Origin of the sequence: Pedobacter sp. KBS0701, assembly GCF_005938645.2 — a bacterium.
Classification (GTDB): Bacteria; Bacteroidota; Bacteroidia; order Sphingobacteriales; family Sphingobacteriaceae; genus Pedobacter.
Map to the genome: position 1 here is coordinate 5,726,743 of NZ_CP042171.1, position 19,278 is coordinate 5,746,020.

Annotated in this window: 17 protein-coding genes and 1 riboswitch; of the genes, 8 read left to right on the forward strand and 9 right to left on the reverse strand. The window is 37.5% G+C overall.

What is annotated here, in order from left to right:
- Nucleotides 1–24: 24 nt before the first annotated feature.
- Nucleotides 25–1,206 carry a formimidoylglutamase gene (locus FFJ24_RS23275; RefSeq protein WP_138819504.1) on the reverse strand — a complete coding sequence of 394 codons (1,182 nt, stop codon included), beginning with the start codon at nt 1,204–1,206 and terminating at the stop codon, nt 25–27.
- 75 nt (nt 1,207–1,281) lie between these two features.
- On the opposite strand from FFJ24_RS23275, the gene FFJ24_RS23280 reads away from it, so the two are divergent.
- Nucleotides 1,282–2,244, forward strand: coding sequence for an NAD-dependent epimerase/dehydratase family protein (locus tag FFJ24_RS23280; RefSeq protein WP_138819505.1), 963 nt, complete (start codon nt 1,282–1,284; stop codon nt 2,242–2,244).
- Nucleotides 2,244–3,545 (forward strand): HAD-IB family phosphatase, encoded by a 1,302-nt coding sequence (locus tag FFJ24_RS23285; RefSeq protein WP_138819506.1) that lies wholly within the window; start codon nt 2,244–2,246, stop codon nt 3,543–3,545. Before FFJ24_RS23280 ends, FFJ24_RS23285 begins: the two co-directional genes overlap by 1 nt.
- A gap of 960 nt (nt 3,546–4,505) precedes the next feature.
- On the opposite strand, the gene FFJ24_RS23290 is transcribed toward FFJ24_RS23285, so the two are convergent.
- On the reverse strand, nt 4,506–5,801 hold the full coding sequence (locus FFJ24_RS23290) for a voltage-gated chloride channel family protein (protein ID WP_138819507.1): 1,296 nt from the start codon (nt 5,799–5,801) through the stop codon (nt 4,506–4,508).
- Nucleotides 5,802–5,820: 19 nt separating this feature from the next.
- Nucleotides 5,821–5,883, reverse strand: a riboswitch (Fluoride riboswitch).
- A 64-nt stretch (nt 5,884–5,947) separates the two neighbouring features.
- On the opposite strand from FFJ24_RS23290, the gene FFJ24_RS23295 reads away from it, so the two are divergent.
- A complete protein-coding gene (locus FFJ24_RS23295; RefSeq protein ID WP_138819508.1) occupies nt 5,948–6,913 on the forward strand; it encodes a tryptophan 2,3-dioxygenase family protein in 966 nt (321 codons plus the stop codon).
- Nucleotides 6,914–7,060: 147 nt separating this feature from the next.
- Nucleotides 7,061–8,125: a branched-chain amino acid aminotransferase gene (locus FFJ24_RS23300; protein WP_138819509.1), complete on the forward strand. Its 1,065-nt coding sequence runs from the start codon at nt 7,061–7,063 to the stop codon at nt 8,123–8,125.
- Between the two features lie 236 nt (nt 8,126–8,361).
- On the opposite strand, the gene FFJ24_RS23305 is transcribed toward FFJ24_RS23300, so the two are convergent.
- The 5 genes from FFJ24_RS23305 to FFJ24_RS23325 form a co-directional block, all read right to left on the reverse strand.
- Nucleotides 8,362–8,826, reverse strand: coding sequence for a DUF4920 domain-containing protein (locus FFJ24_RS23305; RefSeq protein ID WP_210419415.1), 465 nt, complete (start codon nt 8,824–8,826; stop codon nt 8,362–8,364).
- Nucleotides 8,827–9,146: 320 nt separating this feature from the next.
- Nucleotides 9,147–10,523, reverse strand: coding sequence for a DNA repair protein RadA (gene radA / locus FFJ24_RS23310; protein ID WP_138819510.1), 1,377 nt, complete (start codon nt 10,521–10,523; stop codon nt 9,147–9,149).
- A 139-nt stretch (nt 10,524–10,662) separates the two neighbouring features.
- Nucleotides 10,663–12,213: an Rne/Rng family ribonuclease gene (locus tag FFJ24_RS23315; protein WP_138819511.1), complete on the reverse strand. Its 1,551-nt coding sequence runs from the start codon at nt 12,211–12,213 to the stop codon at nt 10,663–10,665.
- A 279-nt stretch (nt 12,214–12,492) separates the two neighbouring features.
- Nucleotides 12,493–13,371 (reverse strand): M48 family metallopeptidase, encoded by an 879-nt coding sequence (locus tag FFJ24_RS23320; RefSeq protein ID WP_138819512.1) that lies wholly within the window; start codon nt 13,369–13,371, stop codon nt 12,493–12,495.
- 10 nt (nt 13,372–13,381) lie between these two features.
- Nucleotides 13,382–13,684, reverse strand: a complete 303-nt coding sequence (locus tag FFJ24_RS23325; protein ID WP_055909222.1) for an HU family DNA-binding protein — start codon at nt 13,682–13,684, stop codon at nt 13,382–13,384.
- 169 nt (nt 13,685–13,853) lie between these two features.
- Here FFJ24_RS23325 and mutY point away from each other — a divergent pair, with 169 nt between their 5' ends.
- Nucleotides 13,854–14,915 carry an A/G-specific adenine glycosylase gene (gene mutY / locus FFJ24_RS23330; protein ID WP_138819513.1) on the forward strand — a complete coding sequence of 354 codons (1,062 nt, stop codon included), beginning with the start codon at nt 13,854–13,856 and terminating at the stop codon, nt 14,913–14,915.
- 54 nt (nt 14,916–14,969) lie between these two features.
- Nucleotides 14,970–15,407 (forward strand): single-stranded DNA-binding protein, encoded by a 438-nt coding sequence (locus FFJ24_RS23335; protein WP_090503303.1) that lies wholly within the window; start codon nt 14,970–14,972, stop codon nt 15,405–15,407.
- 132 nt (nt 15,408–15,539) lie between these two features.
- Here FFJ24_RS23335 and FFJ24_RS23340 read toward each other — a convergent pair whose 3' ends face one another.
- Both FFJ24_RS23340 and FFJ24_RS23345 read right to left on the reverse strand, forming a co-directional pair.
- On the reverse strand, nt 15,540–16,979 hold the full coding sequence (locus FFJ24_RS23340) for a DUF4270 domain-containing protein (RefSeq protein ID WP_138819514.1): 1,440 nt from the start codon (nt 16,977–16,979) through the stop codon (nt 15,540–15,542).
- A gap of 21 nt (nt 16,980–17,000) precedes the next feature.
- Nucleotides 17,001–17,825, reverse strand: coding sequence for a glycogen/starch synthase (locus FFJ24_RS23345; protein WP_138819515.1), 825 nt, complete (start codon nt 17,823–17,825; stop codon nt 17,001–17,003).
- Nucleotides 17,826–17,974: 149 nt separating this feature from the next.
- On the opposite strand from FFJ24_RS23345, the gene panC reads away from it, so the two are divergent.
- Both panC and panD read left to right on the forward strand, forming a co-directional pair.
- The gene (gene panC / locus FFJ24_RS23350; RefSeq protein ID WP_138819516.1) at nt 17,975–18,820 is read left to right on the forward strand and encodes a pantoate--beta-alanine ligase; all 846 of its coding nucleotides are present in this window, start codon (nt 17,975–17,977) and stop codon (nt 18,818–18,820) included.
- A gap of 103 nt (nt 18,821–18,923) precedes the next feature.
- Nucleotides 18,924–19,274: an aspartate 1-decarboxylase gene (gene panD, locus FFJ24_RS23355; RefSeq protein WP_138819517.1), complete on the forward strand. Its 351-nt coding sequence runs from the start codon at nt 18,924–18,926 to the stop codon at nt 19,272–19,274.
- Nucleotides 19,275–19,278 lie beyond the last annotated feature (4 nt).

Consider the following 19,278-nt stretch of genomic DNA (forward strand, 5'->3'; position numbering starts at 1 on the left):
TCTACTTTGAAATTACATAGAGATTTAATTCAATTTTTGGTAGGTTCTCCACCATAAATCGGGCATTTCACCATTTACTGCAGTTTGATAATCATCATACCTGCAAGGTACAAGGTGATAACGTTCATTTTTAGTTTGTCCAGACGGATAAGGTACCTGCATCCACCAGCGGTCTGATTTTTTGCTTTTTACAAACATCATTTCTCCCGAACCATCTTTTAAACTGGTTCGATAGATTATAAACTGCGATTTAGGTGTAAGCGGAAAATCCTTTTTGCGCGCATAATATCCATCTACAAAATACCATACCATTTGGGCAAGTAAGAAAGCTGTTTGTCCGTTATTGTCGTAGGCCGGATTAAACTCGTAAAAACCAATTGAGGTCAATTTATCATTCATGCCTGCGTAGCGGGCAATGCGGCAGGCTTCTTTGCCATCAAAACCATTTGGCGTGGTGTTCGCATTTGCAGTAGCATCGGCAGAGCGGATGGCGCTCATATCAAAGCTAACCATGTTTGCATTTCGGATAATGGGTTCCGCTAAGGTAATATCCTGGGCAAACTCGCCCAAACGGTGTACATCAAAATATAATTTATCCATTACGCTCAAACTCTCTTGGTTCACAAAATAAGTTTGATAACCCACATTGCTAAAATTGAAGAGGTAATTAGGTTGATGTAAGAAAATCTTATTCAGATAACAATCCGATCGGGTAGCAATTCCCTCGTTGTCGTCGTCACCAATATCAAATTGATTATCTATAATAACGAGATCTACTTTTTGCTCTAAATCTTCATAACCAAGGTATTGACCATAGGTTAGATCTTGCCCGCCACCAATAATGACTGGAATAATGTCTTTTTTGATCAGTTCTGAAACGACCATTTTGATGGCGATGTAAGTATCTGCAATGGTTGCACCATGCTTAATATTACCTAAATCGACAATTCTGCTATTAAAAGCGCCTTCATTAAGTTTATAAAATTTCTCTCTAAAATAATCGGGTGCCAGCGCACAACCTTCGTTGTTAACGGCACCTCTTCCATCAAGTACGCCAAAAATGGCCAAATCGTAAGTATGTTCTTCAAAATCGGGAAACGATTCGGTGTAAATCTGCACTTTTAATCCCAACTGACTTGTAAAAAATCCTTGTCTTGGCGTAAAACTATCGGGGTTTATTGGGGAAAAGAAATCCGTTAATGACATATATTTATTTAAAACTCTCGGCTCAAATATCTATTTTTGAATGCGTATTTCCATATATAGCTCGAAAAAAATAAAATGATACTGGTAACCGGAGGAACTGGATTTTTAGGATCTGAATTAATTAAGCAGTTAACCGACAATGGTTTAACTGTTCGGGCACTGAGGCGGGAGAAATCTAAAATCCCTGCGTTGATCGAAAATATTCCTTTGATTGAATGGTTTGAAGCCGATATTAACGACCTTTCTACTTTAGAAGATGCTTTTACGGGGGTTACCAAAGTTTACCATTGCGCTGCATTCGTATCCTTTAACCCGAAACATAAAAAGCACCTTTTTCATGTAAACATAGAAGGTACATCGAACATTGTAAACCTTTCAGCCGAAAATAATTGCAGGCTATTGCATGTAAGTTCGGTTGCTGCCCTGGGTAATGCAAAAAAAGGACATAAAATTACTGAAAAAGACTTTTGGGAGTATGATGCAAAAGCACATGCCTACGGTTTGTCCAAATACGAAGGAGAAATGGAGGTTTGGCGTGGTATTACCGAAGGACTAGACGCTATCATTGTCAATCCATCAGTCATTATTGGTAAAAATGCAGGTTTTGAAGGGAGTGGAGCTATTTTTAAATTGGTAAAAGGTGGTTTCCCATTTTATACTGATGGGGCTTCGGGTTTTGTTGATGTTGAAGACGTAGCCAAAGCGATGATCCTGCTAATGGACATCAAAGTCTCAGGAGAGCGGTATATCATTTCTGCCGATGATTATCATTATAAAGAACTGTTTAGCGAAATTGCTGAGGGTTTTGGTGTTAAAGCGCCAACTAAAGAAGCAAAGGCATGGATGCTTGGAATAGCCTGGAGGGCACTAAAATTTGCATCTATATTTACTGGTAAACAGCCTTCTATCACTAAAGATGCTGCAAAGAGCAGTTTAACCTTAAGTTATTACAATAACCATAAAGTAAAAACGGCAACAGGTATTATTTTTAAGCCGGTTGCTGAAAGCATAAAAGAAATTACCCAACATTTAAGATAATGCCCAAACAGAAAGCTTATTACATCATCGATTTTGATAGTACCTTTACACAGGTAGAAGCACTTGATGAACTTGCCCGAATTTCGCTAAAGAACCACCCGGATAAAGAGGCAATTTTCCAAAAAATAGAAGATTATACCAATTTTGCCATGGAAGGAAAACTTTCCTTCTCTGAAAGTTTAGCACAACGTGTTAAGCTGCTTGAAGCCAATGAAGATCATTTAAAACAGCTCATTAAACATTTAAAAAAGAAAGTATCTACTTCCTTTTCGCGTAATGCCGAGTTTTTTAAGAAACATGCCGATGAGGTATTGATAGTCTCTGGCGGCTTTAAGGAATTTATTACCCCTGTAGTAAGCCAATACCACATCAAAAAGGAAAATATTTATGCCAATACCTTTGTAACCACCGGAGATGGCAAAATTATTGACTACGATCATGCTAATCCTTTAAGTGAAGAGGGTGGTAAAGTAAAATTACTTCAGCATTTAAAACTCGAAGGCGAGTTATTTGGTATAGGTGATGGTTATTCTGATTTCCAGTTACGCGAAAGCGGTATCATCAATAAGTTTTTTGCATTTACGGAGAATATTGCCCGCGAAAGCATTGTTTCCAAAGCAGACCATGTAACACCAAGTTTCGACGAGTTTTTGTACGTAAATGATCTGCCGCGTGCAATTTCCTACCCTAAAAATAGAATCCTTTGCCTGGTAATTGGTGAGGTTAACCCGGTAACCATTTCTATCCTTAAAAATGATGGTTTATCAATTAGGCACAAAACCTCTTTTGAAGATAAATACGTAAAAGATGTGGGAATTATCCTTTTAGCTGATGGCGAAAAAATAAGCAATGAACAGTTAAAAAACGCTGCTAAGCTGAAAACTATTGGATATTTAGGTAATGCAAAAAATAAAATAGACCTGGGTTTGTGTACAAAACAAGGTATTGTTGTTTTTGATGACCCGAAAAACAATCCGCGCAACATCAATTTTATCCCGAAAAGGGTAGCCGATTTTATGAATACCGGAGCAACATATTTGAGCAGTAATTTTCCAAATTTGCAATTGCCAAAAATTGAGAAATCGCACCGTTTAATCCATATTCACAAAAACGTTCCGGGTATTATGGCAAAAATCAATACTGTTTTCGCCAAACACGATATTAATATTGTGAGCCAGTTTTTAATGACCAATCCTGAGATTGGTTATGCCATTACCGATATCAATGCACAGTACGATAAACAACTATTTAAATCGCTTAAAAAGATCGAACAAACAATAAAATTTAGGGTGCTGTATTAATAGTCGTATATCGAAGGCTTTGACAACCTTATAGGCTATTTGCCAGTAGGTTGTCAAAGCTTTTTATAGCTGATTTTTAGTATATTGGTTTATGCAATATTTTTATGGCAAAAACCGAACATTACTATACTAAATTTGAAGAAGGAAAATTCTATCACATTTATAACCGATCTATAGATAGGCAACCACTTTTTAAATCTGATGCCAATTATAGATTTTTTCTCCAAGAAATTTGATCATACCTTTCAAAGGTTTTAGATGTTTATGCTTTTTGTTTATTAGGGAATCATTTTCATCTGCTAATCCAGGTTAAAGAAAGTTTAGCTTCTATTGACCCAAATGGTGATTTTTCATTACATGATATTGTAAGCAAACAATTTAGAATATTTTTTAATCCTATGCGTTAGCATTTAATATTCAGCATAAAAGAATAGGAACATTATTTCAGACACCATTTAAACGCGCTGAGATAAATGATGATTTTTATTTAAGTAGACTCATTTATTATATTCATGCAAATCCTCAAAAGCATAACCTTATATCTGATTTCAGAGATTGGAAATGGAGTTCTTATAAGCGTATTTTATTGGAAACTGATATCAAACTAAAAAAGCAAGAAGTATTGGACTGGTTTGGCGGGAAAGCAGAGTATTTAAAATTTCATTCTGATATTCATGGGGCTATATTATTCGATGAGCTTTGACAACCTTACTTTGTAGAGCACTAGAAGGTTTTCAAAGCCAATTTGGTGGAATAACAGAATACCTAAAATTTTTATTCAGACATCAGGAAGCTATATTATTCGATGAACTTTGACAACCTTACTTTGTAGAGCACTAGAAGGTTTTCAAAGCCAATTTGGTGGAATAACAGAATACCTAAAATTTTTATTCAGACATCAGGAAGCTATATTATTCGATGAACTTTGACAACCTTACAGGCCTCTTGTTGAGAAGGTTGTCAAAGCGACTTCAAAAACTGGTACCTCTTCAACAATAAATGTTTTGGAGCACCAACGGTTTGCGATCTGTAAATCCCGGTATGACCCGAAAATAGGTAAGCGGTAACGCAGGCTAATGCAATATAAATGCCCGATGCTGTACCAAACAGTTCTATGCCCATAAAAATACAGGCCAATGGTGTGTTCGCTGCCCCTGCAAATACTGCTACAAAGCCCATTCCCGCCAATAAGCCAAAAGGCAAGGGAATAAACAAACTTAAAAAACTACCGAGTGTAGCCCCGATAAAAAATAGTGGAGTTACTTCGCCGCCTTTAAAACCTGCGCTAAGGGTAAGTGTGGTTAAAAATAATTTTATGACGAAAGTGTAATAAGCTTCCTGTTTTATAAAAGATTCTGAAATAACCGGAATACCCAGTCCTATGTATCGTGTATTTCCGATCAGGTAAATAATGAACACTAAAATTATTCCGCCAATAAATGGGCGTAATGGTGGATATTTAATTTTGGCAAAAAGGCTGGATAGCACATGGGTTAATGCAGAAAAGCTCCGCGCCGTAAGACCAAACAATATTCCTGCACCTAAAGATAACAATAGGTTTATCGAATCCACTTCTGGTACAGTGGCTATAGAATAATGGGTATGACTAACTCCCCAGACATTGCAGGCGTAATTGGCAATAATTGCCGTTATAAATGAAGGAAGAATTGAACTGTAAGTTAAACTTCCAATCACAAAAACCTCCAATCCGAATACGGCGCCCGCCAATGGTGTTCCAAAAACAGAAGCAAAACCGGCGCTGATTCCGCAGATGAGGATCACTTTCCGATCTCTGGCTTTAAGTTTAAACAGTTTCGTAAACTGGTCGGCAAAGGCCCCTCCAATTTGCACCGCTGTGCCCTCTCTTCCAGCCGATCCGCCAAATAAATGGGTTATAATCGTGCCGGCAAAAATGAGCGGTGCCATAATCAGCGGAATTACATTCTTGGGCGATTGTAATTCCTCAATCAAAAGATTGTTCCCTTTAACAACCTTTGCACCCCAATAATGGTAAGCCAAACCAATGATTATACCAGCAGTTGGTAAAAAAGCGATAATCCAGACGTGTTGCTCACGATAATTAGTTGCCCAATTTAAAGTTTCTAAAAACAGCGCAGAGGCGGAGCCAATAATCCCCCCCAATATTGCAGAGATCAGTAGCCACTTTAAAGTGCTCATTAAGAGTAATCCGAAGTCGAATTTAATAAAGTGTTTGATAGACAGAAGAAATCCTTCTGTTAGTTTTTTAACAGGCATTTGTATTCAATTTTAAATAAAAATCGTAGGAGTCATCAGCCTGTTTGGGCGGTTTTGGCGGTACCCCATCGCCATTGTTCCAAATGTATAAAATTTAGACATTTGTTGCAAAATCTTTATCACCTTTGTGCAGCTAACTTTAAACCATGGATTTTACACCAGAAATAAAAGACAAACTACACCAACTACAGGAAAAGTATACAGCAATGGGGCAAGATATGGCATCATACCTCGATGGACTTCTGTATGCCGATTTCTTAACCTATTGGGATTACATCCATTTGGATACTTTGCTGAGCTTGCAGAGCCCTAAAACGCCAATACCTGATGAGGAGATTTTTATCATGTACCATCAGATTACCGAACTTTATTTTAAGCTTGTACTACATGAATGCAGACAGATTGCGGAGCATGAAAATTTAACTGTCGATTTTTTTACGGCACGGGTAAAACGGATCAATGCTTATTTCAACGCCTTAACCACTTCTTTTGAAGTGATGGTTGATGGTATGGAGAAAGAACAGTTCCTGAAATTCCGCATGTCATTATTGCCTGCCAGTGGATTCCAGTCAGGTCAGTACCGGATGATTGAGATCTGTGCTACGGATTTTATCCGATTGGTAGACAAATCAAAACGTGAAGAACTAAGCACTGCAACAATAGAAGAACAATTCGAAAATATTTACTGGAAATTCGGTGCAACCGAACTGGCTTCGGGTAAGCAAACGTTAACCTTAAAGCAATTTATTAAAAAGTATGCAGCTCAGTTTCTACAACTGGCAAAAGATCGTACTCTAACCAATTTCTCCGCTTTATACCACCAATTACAAGCCAATGGAGCCGATGTTTCTGCCCTTGGAGAAGAATTGCGTAAGCTGGATTTGTACGTAAATGTAGAATGGCCCTTATCGCATTACAAATCGGCCGTACGTTATTTGGAGAAAGATCCTGTTGATATTGCGGCAACAGGTGGAACCAACTGGCAAAAGTACCTGCCTCCGCGCTTTCAAAAAAGGATCTTTTATCCATTTCTATGGACGGGTGAGCAAATGGAAGAATGGGGTAAGGGATGGGTGCTTAGTGTACTCAAAACACTCAAAAACAAAGATTAATATTGCAAAAAGCTATTAAAAAAGCCTGTTTTTTCTTAATTTGCACGAAATAATTAATGATTGAATTAGAGAATGACAGAATGATTGAATTGCGTGATGCAAATCCATTCACTCATTCAAAAATCAGTCATTCAAAATTAAAAAAGTATGACCGAGACATTAGATATAAAAATCACTAAAACAGAAGAAACACGTTTAACTGTTACTGATTTTTCGCAATTACCGTTCGGTAAAGTTTTTACCGATCACATGTTTACTGCCGATTACGAAGATGGCGAATGGAAAAATTTGCAGATTCTTCCTTATGGCCCGATTCCGATGAGCCCGGCAATTTCTGCGCTTCACTATGGACAGGCAATTTTCGAAGGATTAAAGGCTTATCGCCAACCAGACGGAAAAATCAGTGTATTCCGTGCTGATAAAAACTTCGAACGTTTTAATAAATCGGCCGCGAGAATGTCTATGCCAGGTATTCCTGAAGAAATTTTTATGCAGGGTTTGGCTGCGTTGATTAATGTTGATGAGAAGTGGGTACCCAATCAGGAAGATTATGCATTATATATCCGTCCGGTAATGTTTGCAATGGATCCTTATTTAGGGGTAAAAGCGTCTGATACTTATAAATTTGCTTTATTAACCACGCCAACCGGCCCATATTATAGCAGTGCATTAAAGGTTAAAATTGAAACTGAATTTACACGTGCAGACGAAGGTGGTGTTGGCTTTGCCAAAACTGCCGGAAATTACGCCCGTTCATTATACCCTTTCGAGCAAGCTAAAAAAGAAGGTTACGATCAATTGATCTGGACAGATTCAGTAACCCATGAGTTTATTGAAGAAGCCGGAACAGCCAACTTACTTTTTGTAATTAATGGTAAACTGGTTACGCCATCAGTGCGTAGTACTGTTTTGGATGGTGTAACGCGTGATACCATTATTAAACTGGCTAAAGATGCAGGAGTAGAGGTTGAAGAACGTAGGGTTTCTGTTAAAGAAGTAATTGAAGGAATCGAAAACGGAAGCTTAACCGAAGCTTTTGCCGCAGGAACTGCTGCTACAGTAACGCATGTAGGCGAAATGGGCTATAATGGTCAGATTTATAAATTGACTGATCCGTCAACAAGACACATTTCTAATGGTATCGCTAAAAAACTAAACGATATCCGTTACGGTTTAGCACCTGATGAATTTGGTTGGAACTGGGTTTTATAAGCTGAAATCTATAAATATCACTAATCGAAAAAGTGTCGTCATCTCGACTGAAACGCAATGGAATGGAGGGATCTATCTTGATAGATTTTGCTCCGCGGAGCCTTCGGATTCTCGGCTTCGTTGCACTTCGCTCGAAATGACGATGCTTTCTTTATGTAAATATTGATCTAGATTTAAAATCAGACTTTGATTGACGCTCAAAGCTTCCGACCTCAGACTTCGGTCTTCCGACATTCTTACTTATCCAAAATCACTACACCTTTAGCTTCAAAAGCCAGTTCCTTTTTAGGATCGGTAATTTTAGCTACTTCTTCAGGAGATTTTTTAGCGTCTTCGGCATAATGGCGTAAAGTTTCTACAGAGATGGTTTGTTTTTTCGCTAAGCCGTCTAAAACTACTTTTTTGCCAACAATATCCATTGGCATAAAGAAAGCATAATCTTTAAAAGTTACCCTCATTGGATCACCATTAGGCATTTCTAATGTCATCCAACACCCTTTTTTCTTACATACATCTACTACCTTGCCTTCGATTTTCATATCGACAGTTTTTTTATCGCCCATAGCAGCTTCCATCTTTGCAGCTGGTTTTACATTACCTGGTTTAACTTCTTCTCCAAATTTTTGACCAGTATATGTGGTTTGAGCAAATGAAAGTGCCATCAATAGGCAAAAACCTAAGCTTAGAATGATCTTTTTCATAAATTTATAATTATCCGGTTATGACCTAATCAAAGTTATTTAAATTTTTCTAAATGTTGAAAACAAAAAAACCTCGTTAACATCCGTTAACGAGGAAAATCATCCCTATAATTGTGTAGATCAAATTCTATGATATACATCTGAATTTTAGGCAAACCAGAAACCAAAACAAAGGTTAATGTTTTTGTTGTGATTAATATTCTTATATTCAGTAAGTTATATTTTTTATAATAGTTTTGTTAATATAAATGGAATTGTAGAAATGTGGAATATTATCTTCTTTATGAGGAATGTTGTTGATTTATTTCCCCATTTCTTATTTATCCAAAAACAAGACCGAATACTTCTTCTATTTTACTTACAGCTTTAATCTCAAGGTTGTATTTTTCTATGGCAATACCTTTTAAATTGTATTTAGAGATATAAATGGTTTCGAAACCCAATTTATCTGCTTCAGCAATACGCTGTTCGATTCTGTTTACTGCTCTTATTTCTCCTGATAAACCTACCTCGGCAGCGAAGCAATTTTTGGAAGACACGGCAATATCCTGATGCGATGATATAATGGCGATTAACACAGCCAGATCAATTGCAGGGTCTTCTACCCTGATTCCGCCGGCAATATTTAAGAAAACATCTTGTGTGCTTAACCTGAAGCCACATCGTTTTTCTAAAACAGCTAAGAGCATATTCATTCTTTTGGTATCAAAACCAGTTGCGGAGCGTTGAGGGGTTCCGTAGGCGGCCGAACTCACCAAGGCTTGTGTTTCAATCAACATTGGTCTTGCGCCTTCTAGGGTTGCGGCAATGGCAATTCCGCTTAATTCTTCATCGCGCTGTGAAAGCAAGATCTCTGAGGGGTTGGAGACCTCTCTTAAGCCACTGCCCTGCATTTCGTAAATACCCAATTCTGCAGCAGCTCCAAAGCGATTCTTAATTGACCGTAAAATGCGGTAAACATGATGTCTGTCGCCTTCAAATTGCAAAACCGTGTCAACCATGTGTTCGAGTATTTTCGGCCCTGCAATGGCACCATCTTTAGTGATATGGCCAATAAGGAAAACTGGTACGCCGGTTTCTTTTGCAAAACGCAATAATTCGGCTGTACATTCCCTTACCTGTGATACACTGCCTGGAGTTGAATCGATATGGGTAGAATGTAGCGTCTGTATAGAATCGACCACCAAAATCTCTGGTTCTAAAATTTCGATCTGTTTAAAAATGTTCTGTGTAGAGGTCTCCGTTAAAATATAACAGTTTGAAGATGGATTTTCCTGGATTCGCTCTGCCCGCATTTTAATCTGCTGCTCGCTCTCTTCTCCCGAAATATACAATAACTTTTTCCCTTTTATATTTAAGGCTAACTGTAACATTAAGGTCGATTTTCCGATACCTGGTTCACCGCCAATCAATACTAAAGATCCTTCTACCAAACCGCCGCCTAAAACACGGTCAAGTTCTTTGTCGCCCGTTAATATTCTCCGCTCGGTTGACGATTGGATTTCATCCACCTTGCTCGGTTTACTTAATTTGCGGCCAGATGTATCGTTTTTCCAGGTTGGGACTGATGCGGGGCTCTTCTCAACAATTTCCTCCACAAAGGTATTCCATTGGTTACAGGATGGACATTTGCCCAGCCATTTTGCCGATTCGTAGCCACAGCTCTGACAGAAATATGCGGTTTTTGATTTTGCCAATTGATTAAAATTTTAGATTACGAATTTAACCTTTCTCATTGATAAACCTCGCAGGTTTTTAAAACCTGCGAGGTTTGAAATGCACCTAAGCAAAAAGCCCGGATTTTTATGTCCGGGCTTTCAGTTGAATGTTTTTAAGTTATAATTTAATCTCTTCGTCTTTAGCAGAGATAAAGTGAAACTCAGTTAAATGATACGATGACTGTGCCTTAACTTTAATCCATTGGCCATATTTAAAAAACCAGCGGCGTTGAAGGTTGAAAATGCCTTTTGTAATATAAGCTTCAATGTAAGGATGTACACAAAGTGTTATACCTTTTTCATTCTGCTCTCTTAAAATATAATTAAGGTTGTTTTCAATATCATCCATTAAAACGATACTCGCTTTAATTTCTCCGGTCCCATCGCAGGCCGGGCATTTTTCTACCGTAACAATATTCATTTCCGGACGAACACGTTGTCTGGTAATTTGTACCAAACCAAATTTGCTTGGAGGCAAAATAGTGTGTTTGGCTCTATCCAATAACATCAGCTCACGCAAATAATCGAATAGTATTTTACGGTTTGTTGGTTTATGCATATCGATAAAATCGATTACCACAATACCGCCCATATCGCGCAAGCGCAGTTGACGGGCAATTTCTTTAGCCGCCTCTTTGTTTACCTGTAAAGCATTCTCTTCTTGATTTTCTTTACTGGCAGTACGGTTTCCACTATTCACGTCTATTACGTGCAGTGCTTCAGTGTGCTCAATAACAAGGTAAGCACCACCTGGTAAGTTTACTGTTTTTCCGAAAGCATTTTTAATCTGCTTTTCTACACCGAAATGGTCGAAGATAGGTTCTTTCTGTTTGTATAGTTTAACGATTTTTTCCATTTCAGGAGAAATATCGTGAACATAAGAACGGATATCATCGTACAGCTCTGGTGTACTTACGTAAACGTTTGTAAAATCAGGGTTCAGAATATCACGAATTAACGTTGATGATCTGTCCATTTCTCCCCAAACTCTTTTTGAAGGTTCGGTAGAAGGTATTTTTTTAATGAAATTTTCCCATTTAGCAATTAAATCTAAAAGATCTTTTTGCATTTCGGCAACCCCTCTGCCTTCAGAAACGGTTCTGATAATGACCCCAAAATTTTGAGGTTTAATACTTTCGATAATCTTTTTTAAACGATTACGTTCAGTATTACTTTTAATTTTTTTTGATACAGATATGGTATTGGAGAAGGGCACCAGTACCACATACCTGCCGGCAATCGAAATGTCGGAACTTAAACGAGGTCCTTTTGTAGAAATTGGTTCTTTGGCAATTTGTACAGGTAGGAGCATGTTTTTACTGAGCACATCAGAAATTTTGCCTGCCTTATTGATATCGGCTTCCAGCTTTAAATTATCTAATAATGTGCCTGTAACCGAGCCATTACGCTTGATCTTCGTTAGCTTAATTAAAGATTGTACCTGCGGGCCCAAATCAAAGTAATGCAAAAAAGCATCTTTTTCATAACCAACATCCACGAAAGCAGCATTCAGGCCCGGCATAATTTTTTTAATGCGGCCTAAATAAATATCGCCTACAGCGTAGTTAATATTGATTTGTTCTTTGTGAAGCTCAACAAGTTGTTTGTCTTCAATCAATGCTATGGTAACTCCGGCAGGAGTCGAATTGATAATTAATTCTTTTACCAACAGCTACAGATTTAAGGCTTTCGCCTATTAACAAATGGATAGTAAATAAAACAGTGATGTAGCCAAAAACATATACAATAAAAAAATCATATAAATTGTTTAAACCTCATAGTGTTTACTATGAGGTTTAATTGGCTTAATCAAAATAAGAAACTATTTTTTCTTATGTCTGTTTTTTCTTAAACGTTTTTTACGTTTGTGGGTAGCCATTTTATGTCTCTTTCTTTTTTTACCGCTTGGCATAGTTTTAAGTTTTAAATGTTTTTATTAATCTGTTAATTAATTTTTATTCTTTAGTTCAGCTACCTTCTTATCAATGAATGATGCTAAGGTTGGGTTAGCCGCTAATTTTTTGCTTGATAGGTAAGCATTTACTGCTTCTTTATTTCTGCCTAAATTTTCTAAAGCTGTTCCTAAATAAAAATAGGCTTCAGGGGTTGGAGCTTCAGCAATTACGGTGTTAAAACGAGGAATTGCTTTGTCAAACTGACCTGATTTTATTGAGAATAACCCCAAATTCATATTCGCCTTTACATTTTTAGGTTCTTTAGCCACAACTTCCAGCAACATTGCAATACCTTGCATTGGTGCGCCCAAGCCATTTACTATCGTTACACCTAAGCCTGTTTTAGCTTCAATGTTTGTAGAGTCTTTCTCTAATGCATTTTTGTAAGATATATTAGCTTTCTGCAATAAAGCAGGCTGCGCTATGCTATCTTGTGTACTCTCAAAAGCTTTTATAAATTGATTACCAGCCGCCAACCACGATTTTGCCGATGGTTCGCCTTCGGCTACAACTTCTAAATACAGAGCAGATGGAGTAATTTGTTCAACATCGTCCCATTTCTGAGCCAGTTGTTTTGCAAGTTCGATCTTTTCTGCGCCATTTGCGCCTTTGTAGCTGTTTTCTAAAGCTGTAATATCTGTGGCCAAATTCTTATTGATCACATTCTTTGCAGCAGTAGACGAAGTTTCGAGGTTTAATACCGATGCTGACGATGGAGAAACTGCTCCGGCCATTTGGCCACTTGAGGGCATTTTTCCATTTTCTTCAGTTGGTTTAACTAAACCCTTAATGTCTCTTGTAAATAAGAATGCAACAAGCAATACAATCGCTCCAATAACAATGGTTTGTTTTGATCTGATGTTGCTATTCATACTATAAGACTTAGGCTTCTACTTTAATTTTTTTTGAATTACTTTTAACTTTATCAACAAATACTTTTGCTGGTTTAAAGCTAGGAACGAAATGTTCAGGGATAATTATTGCAGTGTTTTTTGAGATATTTCTCGCAGTTTTTTGCGCTCTCTTTTTAACAACAAAGCTCCCGAAGCCTCTAACGTATACATTTTCACCGCCAATCATGCTGGTTTTGATAACCTTGAAAAATGCCTCAACTGTTTCCTGTACATCAACCTTCTCAATTCCGGTTTTTGTTGATATTTCTGAAATAATATCTGCCTTAGTCATATTTTATTATTTATTATATATTATGTTTTAATATTACTACTGTTTTGGGGTTGCAAAAGTATTGCTTTTTAATGAGATAGGGAAATAAAAGATGATTTTTTTATCACTGGACTTATCAGGCTATTGCAAGTTTTTTTTTAATTGGATAAATAGACCGTAATTTGCAGTAATGACATTTCAAAATGAACTCATCAATTGGTACCTGATCAATAAAAGAGATTTGCCATGGAGACACACCAATGATGCTTATACCATCTGGTTATCAGAGGTTATATTACAACAAACAAGGGTAGAACAGGGGCTTCCATACTTTAATCGGTTTTTAGAGAATTTCCCAACAGTTACCGATTTTGCCAGTGCAACGGAAGCCAAAGTTTTAAAGCTTTGGCAAGGCCTGGGTTATTATTCGAGAGGAAGGAATATGCATGCAACCGCTCAAATTGTGGTGAAAGATTACCATGGAATCTTCCCGAATCTGCATGATGAGCTCATAAAATTGAAAGGAATTGGTGAGTATACTGCTGCAGCAATCTCCTCATTTTCATCAGGGGAAGCGCGTGCGGTGGTAGATGGAAATGTATTTCGTGTACTCTCCAGGTATTATGGCGTTGCTACCGCAATCAATTCTCCGGCGGGGAAAAAGGAGTTTTTTACTTTGGCAAATGAGCTGCTTTATCTGGAAGACCCCGCCCTTTACAATCAGGCTATAATGGAATTTGGGGCCATGCAATGCAAGCCTAAATCGCCAAATTGTGGCATTTGCCCACTTAACCAAACTTGTTATGCCTTTAACCGTAAAATGGTAAACGAACTTCCCGTTAAGTTAAAAAAGGCGGCACAAAAGCATCGTTATATTAATTATTTTGTTTGTTTTGATGGAGAACAGGTATTGGTAAGAGAACGGCAGGCTGGCGACGTTTGGCAGCATTTATACGATTTTCCAAGCATAGAAACGCTTACAGCTGAAGATACAGATGGTGATTTTTTCATTGAGATAGTGAAAAATACCTTTGGAAACAGTGCAGATTTTATGCTGATCAGTACAAAAAAGCACATCTTAACCCACCAAATAATCCATATACAATTTTTTGCATTAAAAAATTATATATTTAACTTTAATAAACAAAAGAAACTTAATTGGGTTTCTTTAAGTAAATTAGATGAGTTACCGCAGCCAAAAGTAATCCATGATTTTGTTCAGGAATATTTTTATAAGGATAAAATGGAGTAACTAACCATCTTATTCTGTGCATTTATAAAACGAAACAACTAACCAAAAATATTTATGTCTGGGATTAACAAAGTTATTTTAGTAGGCCATTTAGGCAAAGACCCTGAAGTGCGGCATTTAGACGGTGGCGTAACTGTAGCCAGTTTTCCATTGGCTACATCGGAAACATATAACAAAGACGGTAAGAGAGTAGAACAAACTGAGTGGCACAATATTGTATTGTGGCGCGGATTGGCCGAAGTAGCTTCCAAATACCTGCAGAAAGGTAAATTGGTTTATATAGAGGGCAAATTAAGAACAAGATCCTTTGAAGATAAAGAAAAGGTTAAAAAATATGTAACAGAAATTGTGGCTGAAAACTTTACCATGTTAGGTAGAAAAAGCGATTTTGAGCAAAGTCCAACAACACCAGCCCATCAAAACACTGAAACTAAAATTGATGATGAATTTACAATCGGTCCGTCAGATGAAAATGGAGACCTTCCCTTTTAATTAAAGGGTTTGAAAAAAGAAAGCTGCCTGATGAGAGGTAGCTTTTTTTATGCACTTATTTTTTGATCTTAAATAAAAAAACTCCTGCCGGTTCTGCCGGCAGGAGTTTCTTATAATACCACTAAAAAACCATTAATTAATTTTAGTATAATAAATATTTAGCTTTATTTTATTTGCAGTTGCATTGCTGGCACCTATAATCGATCTTTCAGCAGATGTAGCTGTAGATGATATCTGGAAATCGGTATAAGATGTAGGAGCCAGGAAGGTACCGTAATCTTCTATGTTTTTATCAATCAAGCTCTGAACGTAACTGGTTACAATAAAAATATAACGTTTCTTTAACGAATCGAAGTAACCACCAAAAAGTGCTGCACCGCCAGAAGCGCTACCAGAAAATGTTGTAAAATCAGGTATGTCTGCAGGTTGGTGTGCAATATCCCAGCGATATAAAGAAAGTCGTTGAGCGGCATTAAAAGGATATGCCGGTGCACTCTCACCAATCTCTATAACTAACTCTGCCTTATTGATAATGGCTTTCCCGTATGTGCTGGTAAAGTTAGTCAATTGAGGGAAGGTTAGCTTGGTTTTTACACCTGCTAAACCCTGTAAATAAGTTACATTATATTGTTGAGTTGGATCTGTCGGAATAGGGACATCAATTTGTTTTTGTATTTCTGTGCCTGTGTAATCATGTTTAATATTGGCTGCTACACCAGAAATTATATTTGCAGTTTGTGCTGCATTCAAAACCATTTTTCCGACAGGGAAATTTACAGTTGTAGTATCTACGCCATTTGAAGAGTTCGTTTTTTTCCAAACCAGCTGCAGATAAGAGTCAGTTCCCGAAAAGTTGAAGAAGGCAATCCCGCCAACGCCTGTAGAAGATGTTTTATTTACCTGTGCGTACAAACCTTTAAATGATTCTATAAACTTAGTTTCAGTTGCAGTTCCTGCTGTACCCAGGTTGAGGATAGCACTTTGTATAAATGCTTTGTTTAAAGGAATCCTGATCTGCGCAGGTAAGGTTTTTAAAGTATCAGCTTTGCCGGTAACAATATCATATACTTTTGCTTTGGTGTTTGGTGCCAGTTTGCCTGTAAAATTCCCTAATAAAGTACTGTTAATGGCTTGAACATCCGAACTTTTATAGTTGGTTACCTTATTAGCCAGTTGAAATACATCTATACTGTATTTAGAATTAGTGGTGTCGCCATAAAATTTAGTTAACGTGCTGGATTCATCGAATTTTAACACTAAAACAGCTGAATCAAGTTGAGGTGCGGTTCCAAAATCGTAACTGGCGCTCACCGGGTAAACAGTCATAGCTATACCAGCTTCTGTTTTGCCAAAAACAGGATCAGTCATGTAACCTAGTGGATAGCGGTTCAATCCTAAAGTGTTCGCTGCAGTTTCTTCAACCAATTGTGTGGTCACAGGAGATACTACCAGGGTTCCGGTAATAGCAGCATTTGGATCAACATCTAAACCAACACCATCGGGGTTTTTACACGATGCAAAAAGAAAAAGACCTATCAACAGGGTTAATAAGTCTTGTTTTGTAAATTTCATATTTTAAATAATAATACCTGATTAAGCTACTGAAACCAATTCATCATTTGAAATTTCTTCATAAAAAGTATAGAAGTTTTCAAAATTCTCGGTTAAGTTAAAAGCTAATGTTGGCTTATTAGAATCTTTAACAAATTTTAACACATCTTTGCCTAAGTTTTCATCTCCTAAAACCACTGCGTCTGAGTGAGTTATAGCGCCGATATGCATGCTGTCGCAATCAGATGGTAAAAAAGCTTTAGTGTCATCTTCCGTCATATTGGCCATTACAGCTTTGGTAGCGAAATTGGCGTTTAACTTTTCTGTGAAACCATCTTCATAAACAGAATAAACTACTTTAGAATTTTTAAAAGTAGGATCGTTTTTATAAGTAGTCTTGATGTAAGCAGGAACCAATGCACTCATCCAGCCGTGGCAGTGAACGATATCCGGTGCCCAACCTAATTTTTTAACCGTTTCCAATGCGCCTTTGCAGAAAAAAATTGTACGTTCATCGTTGTCATCAAAGAATTTTCCGCTGGCATCTCTAAATACCTGTTTGCGTTGGAAATATTCTTCATTGTCTAAGAAATAAACCTGCATGCGTGCAGCTGGGATGGAGGCTACTTTAATGATTAAAGGATTATCGTTGTCATCAATAATGATGTTCATTCCCGACAAGCGTATTACTTCGTGTAAACGATTTCTTCTTTCGTTGATGTTACCGAATTTTGGCATCAAGATGCGGATTTCGAATCCTTTTTCCTGCATAGCCTGTGGTAATTGGCGTGTAATTTCAGAAATTTTAGTAAGCTCGAGGAAAGGCGACATCTCGTGTGTAACAATCAGCAGCTTCGTTTTTGCCATCTCCATATTCTAAGAAAATATTAAGTTAAATAAAAGATAATGAGCTGCAAAGGTAAGCATAATAATACTATTTATCAATATAGCAAGCATTTGTTTGGTTTCGTTTAGATTAATTTACACCTTTACAGCTTTAATTCAGATTGTCCAAATTGGAAATATTTAAAACCAAAGCAGCGCTTAAGGCTTTTTTGCAGCCATTAAAAGCATCGGCTAAAAAAATAGCATTAGTGCCTACTATGGGCGCTCTGCACAATGGCCACATCTCATTGATAAAACTGGCCCAGCAAAATGCTGATATCATTATCTGCAGCATTTTCGTAAACCCTACGCAGTTTACCGATCCTAAAGATTTAGAAAAATATCCGCGCCCCATTGAGCATGACCTGGCAATGCTGGCCGCTGCAGGCTGTAATGCTGTGTTTATGCCTAATGTAGAAGAGATGTATCCGGCAGGTGCCGATGAAGCCTGGCATATTGATTTAGGCAATGCGGAATTTTTGTTGGAAGGTGAATTTAGGAAAGGCCATTACCAGGGCGTAACGCAGATTGTTAAAAAACTGTTTGATGCTGTTGAACCTGATGTGGCTATGTTCGGACAGAAAGATTTCCAGCAGGTATTAATGATTAAAAATATGCTGGCTTATTTTAAATTGCCCATCACTATAATTACCTGCCCGATTATCCGCGAAGATGATGGCTTAGCCATGAGCAGCCGGAATATTCATTTATCAAACGATGAACGCGCACAGTCGCTCGTATTAAGTAAATCACTGCAGTTTGTTATCGACCATTTTAACGAATATTCGTTAAGTGAGCTGGAAGATCGGGCAAAAGCATTCTATAAGGATATAGATGGTGTAGAGCTCGACTATTTTACCATTGCCAATGGCAACACGCTTGAACCTGCAAAATCGAAAGATGAAAATAACCTTGTTGCCCTGGTTGCTGCGAAAGTAGGCTCAACGAGATTGATCGATAATATGATTATAAAATGATGGAATAGGTAAGATGGATGATGTGCACGACCAATCATCATCCATTTTCCATATTACATTTTCCTTTAGTGTGAAACTCCAAACTGATTACTAACTTTGCCAAATGGTTATCACAATATTAAAATCGAAAATACACCGTGTTAGGGTAACACAAGCCGAATTGAATTATGTAGGCAGTATTACGATAGATGAAGATTTAATGGATGCAGCTAACATTATCGCTAATGAAAAGGTGCAGATTGTAAATAATAACAACGGCGCTCGTTTCGAAACTTATGTAATTAAAGGCGAACGTGGAACCGGAACCATCTGTTTAAATGGGGCTACAGCACGTTTGGCACAACTTGGTGATATTTTGATCATCATGTCGTATGGTTCATTACCTATGGAAGAAGCCAAAAAATACAATCCGATCCTTGTTTTTCCTGACGATAACAATCATTTGCTAAAATAACCTT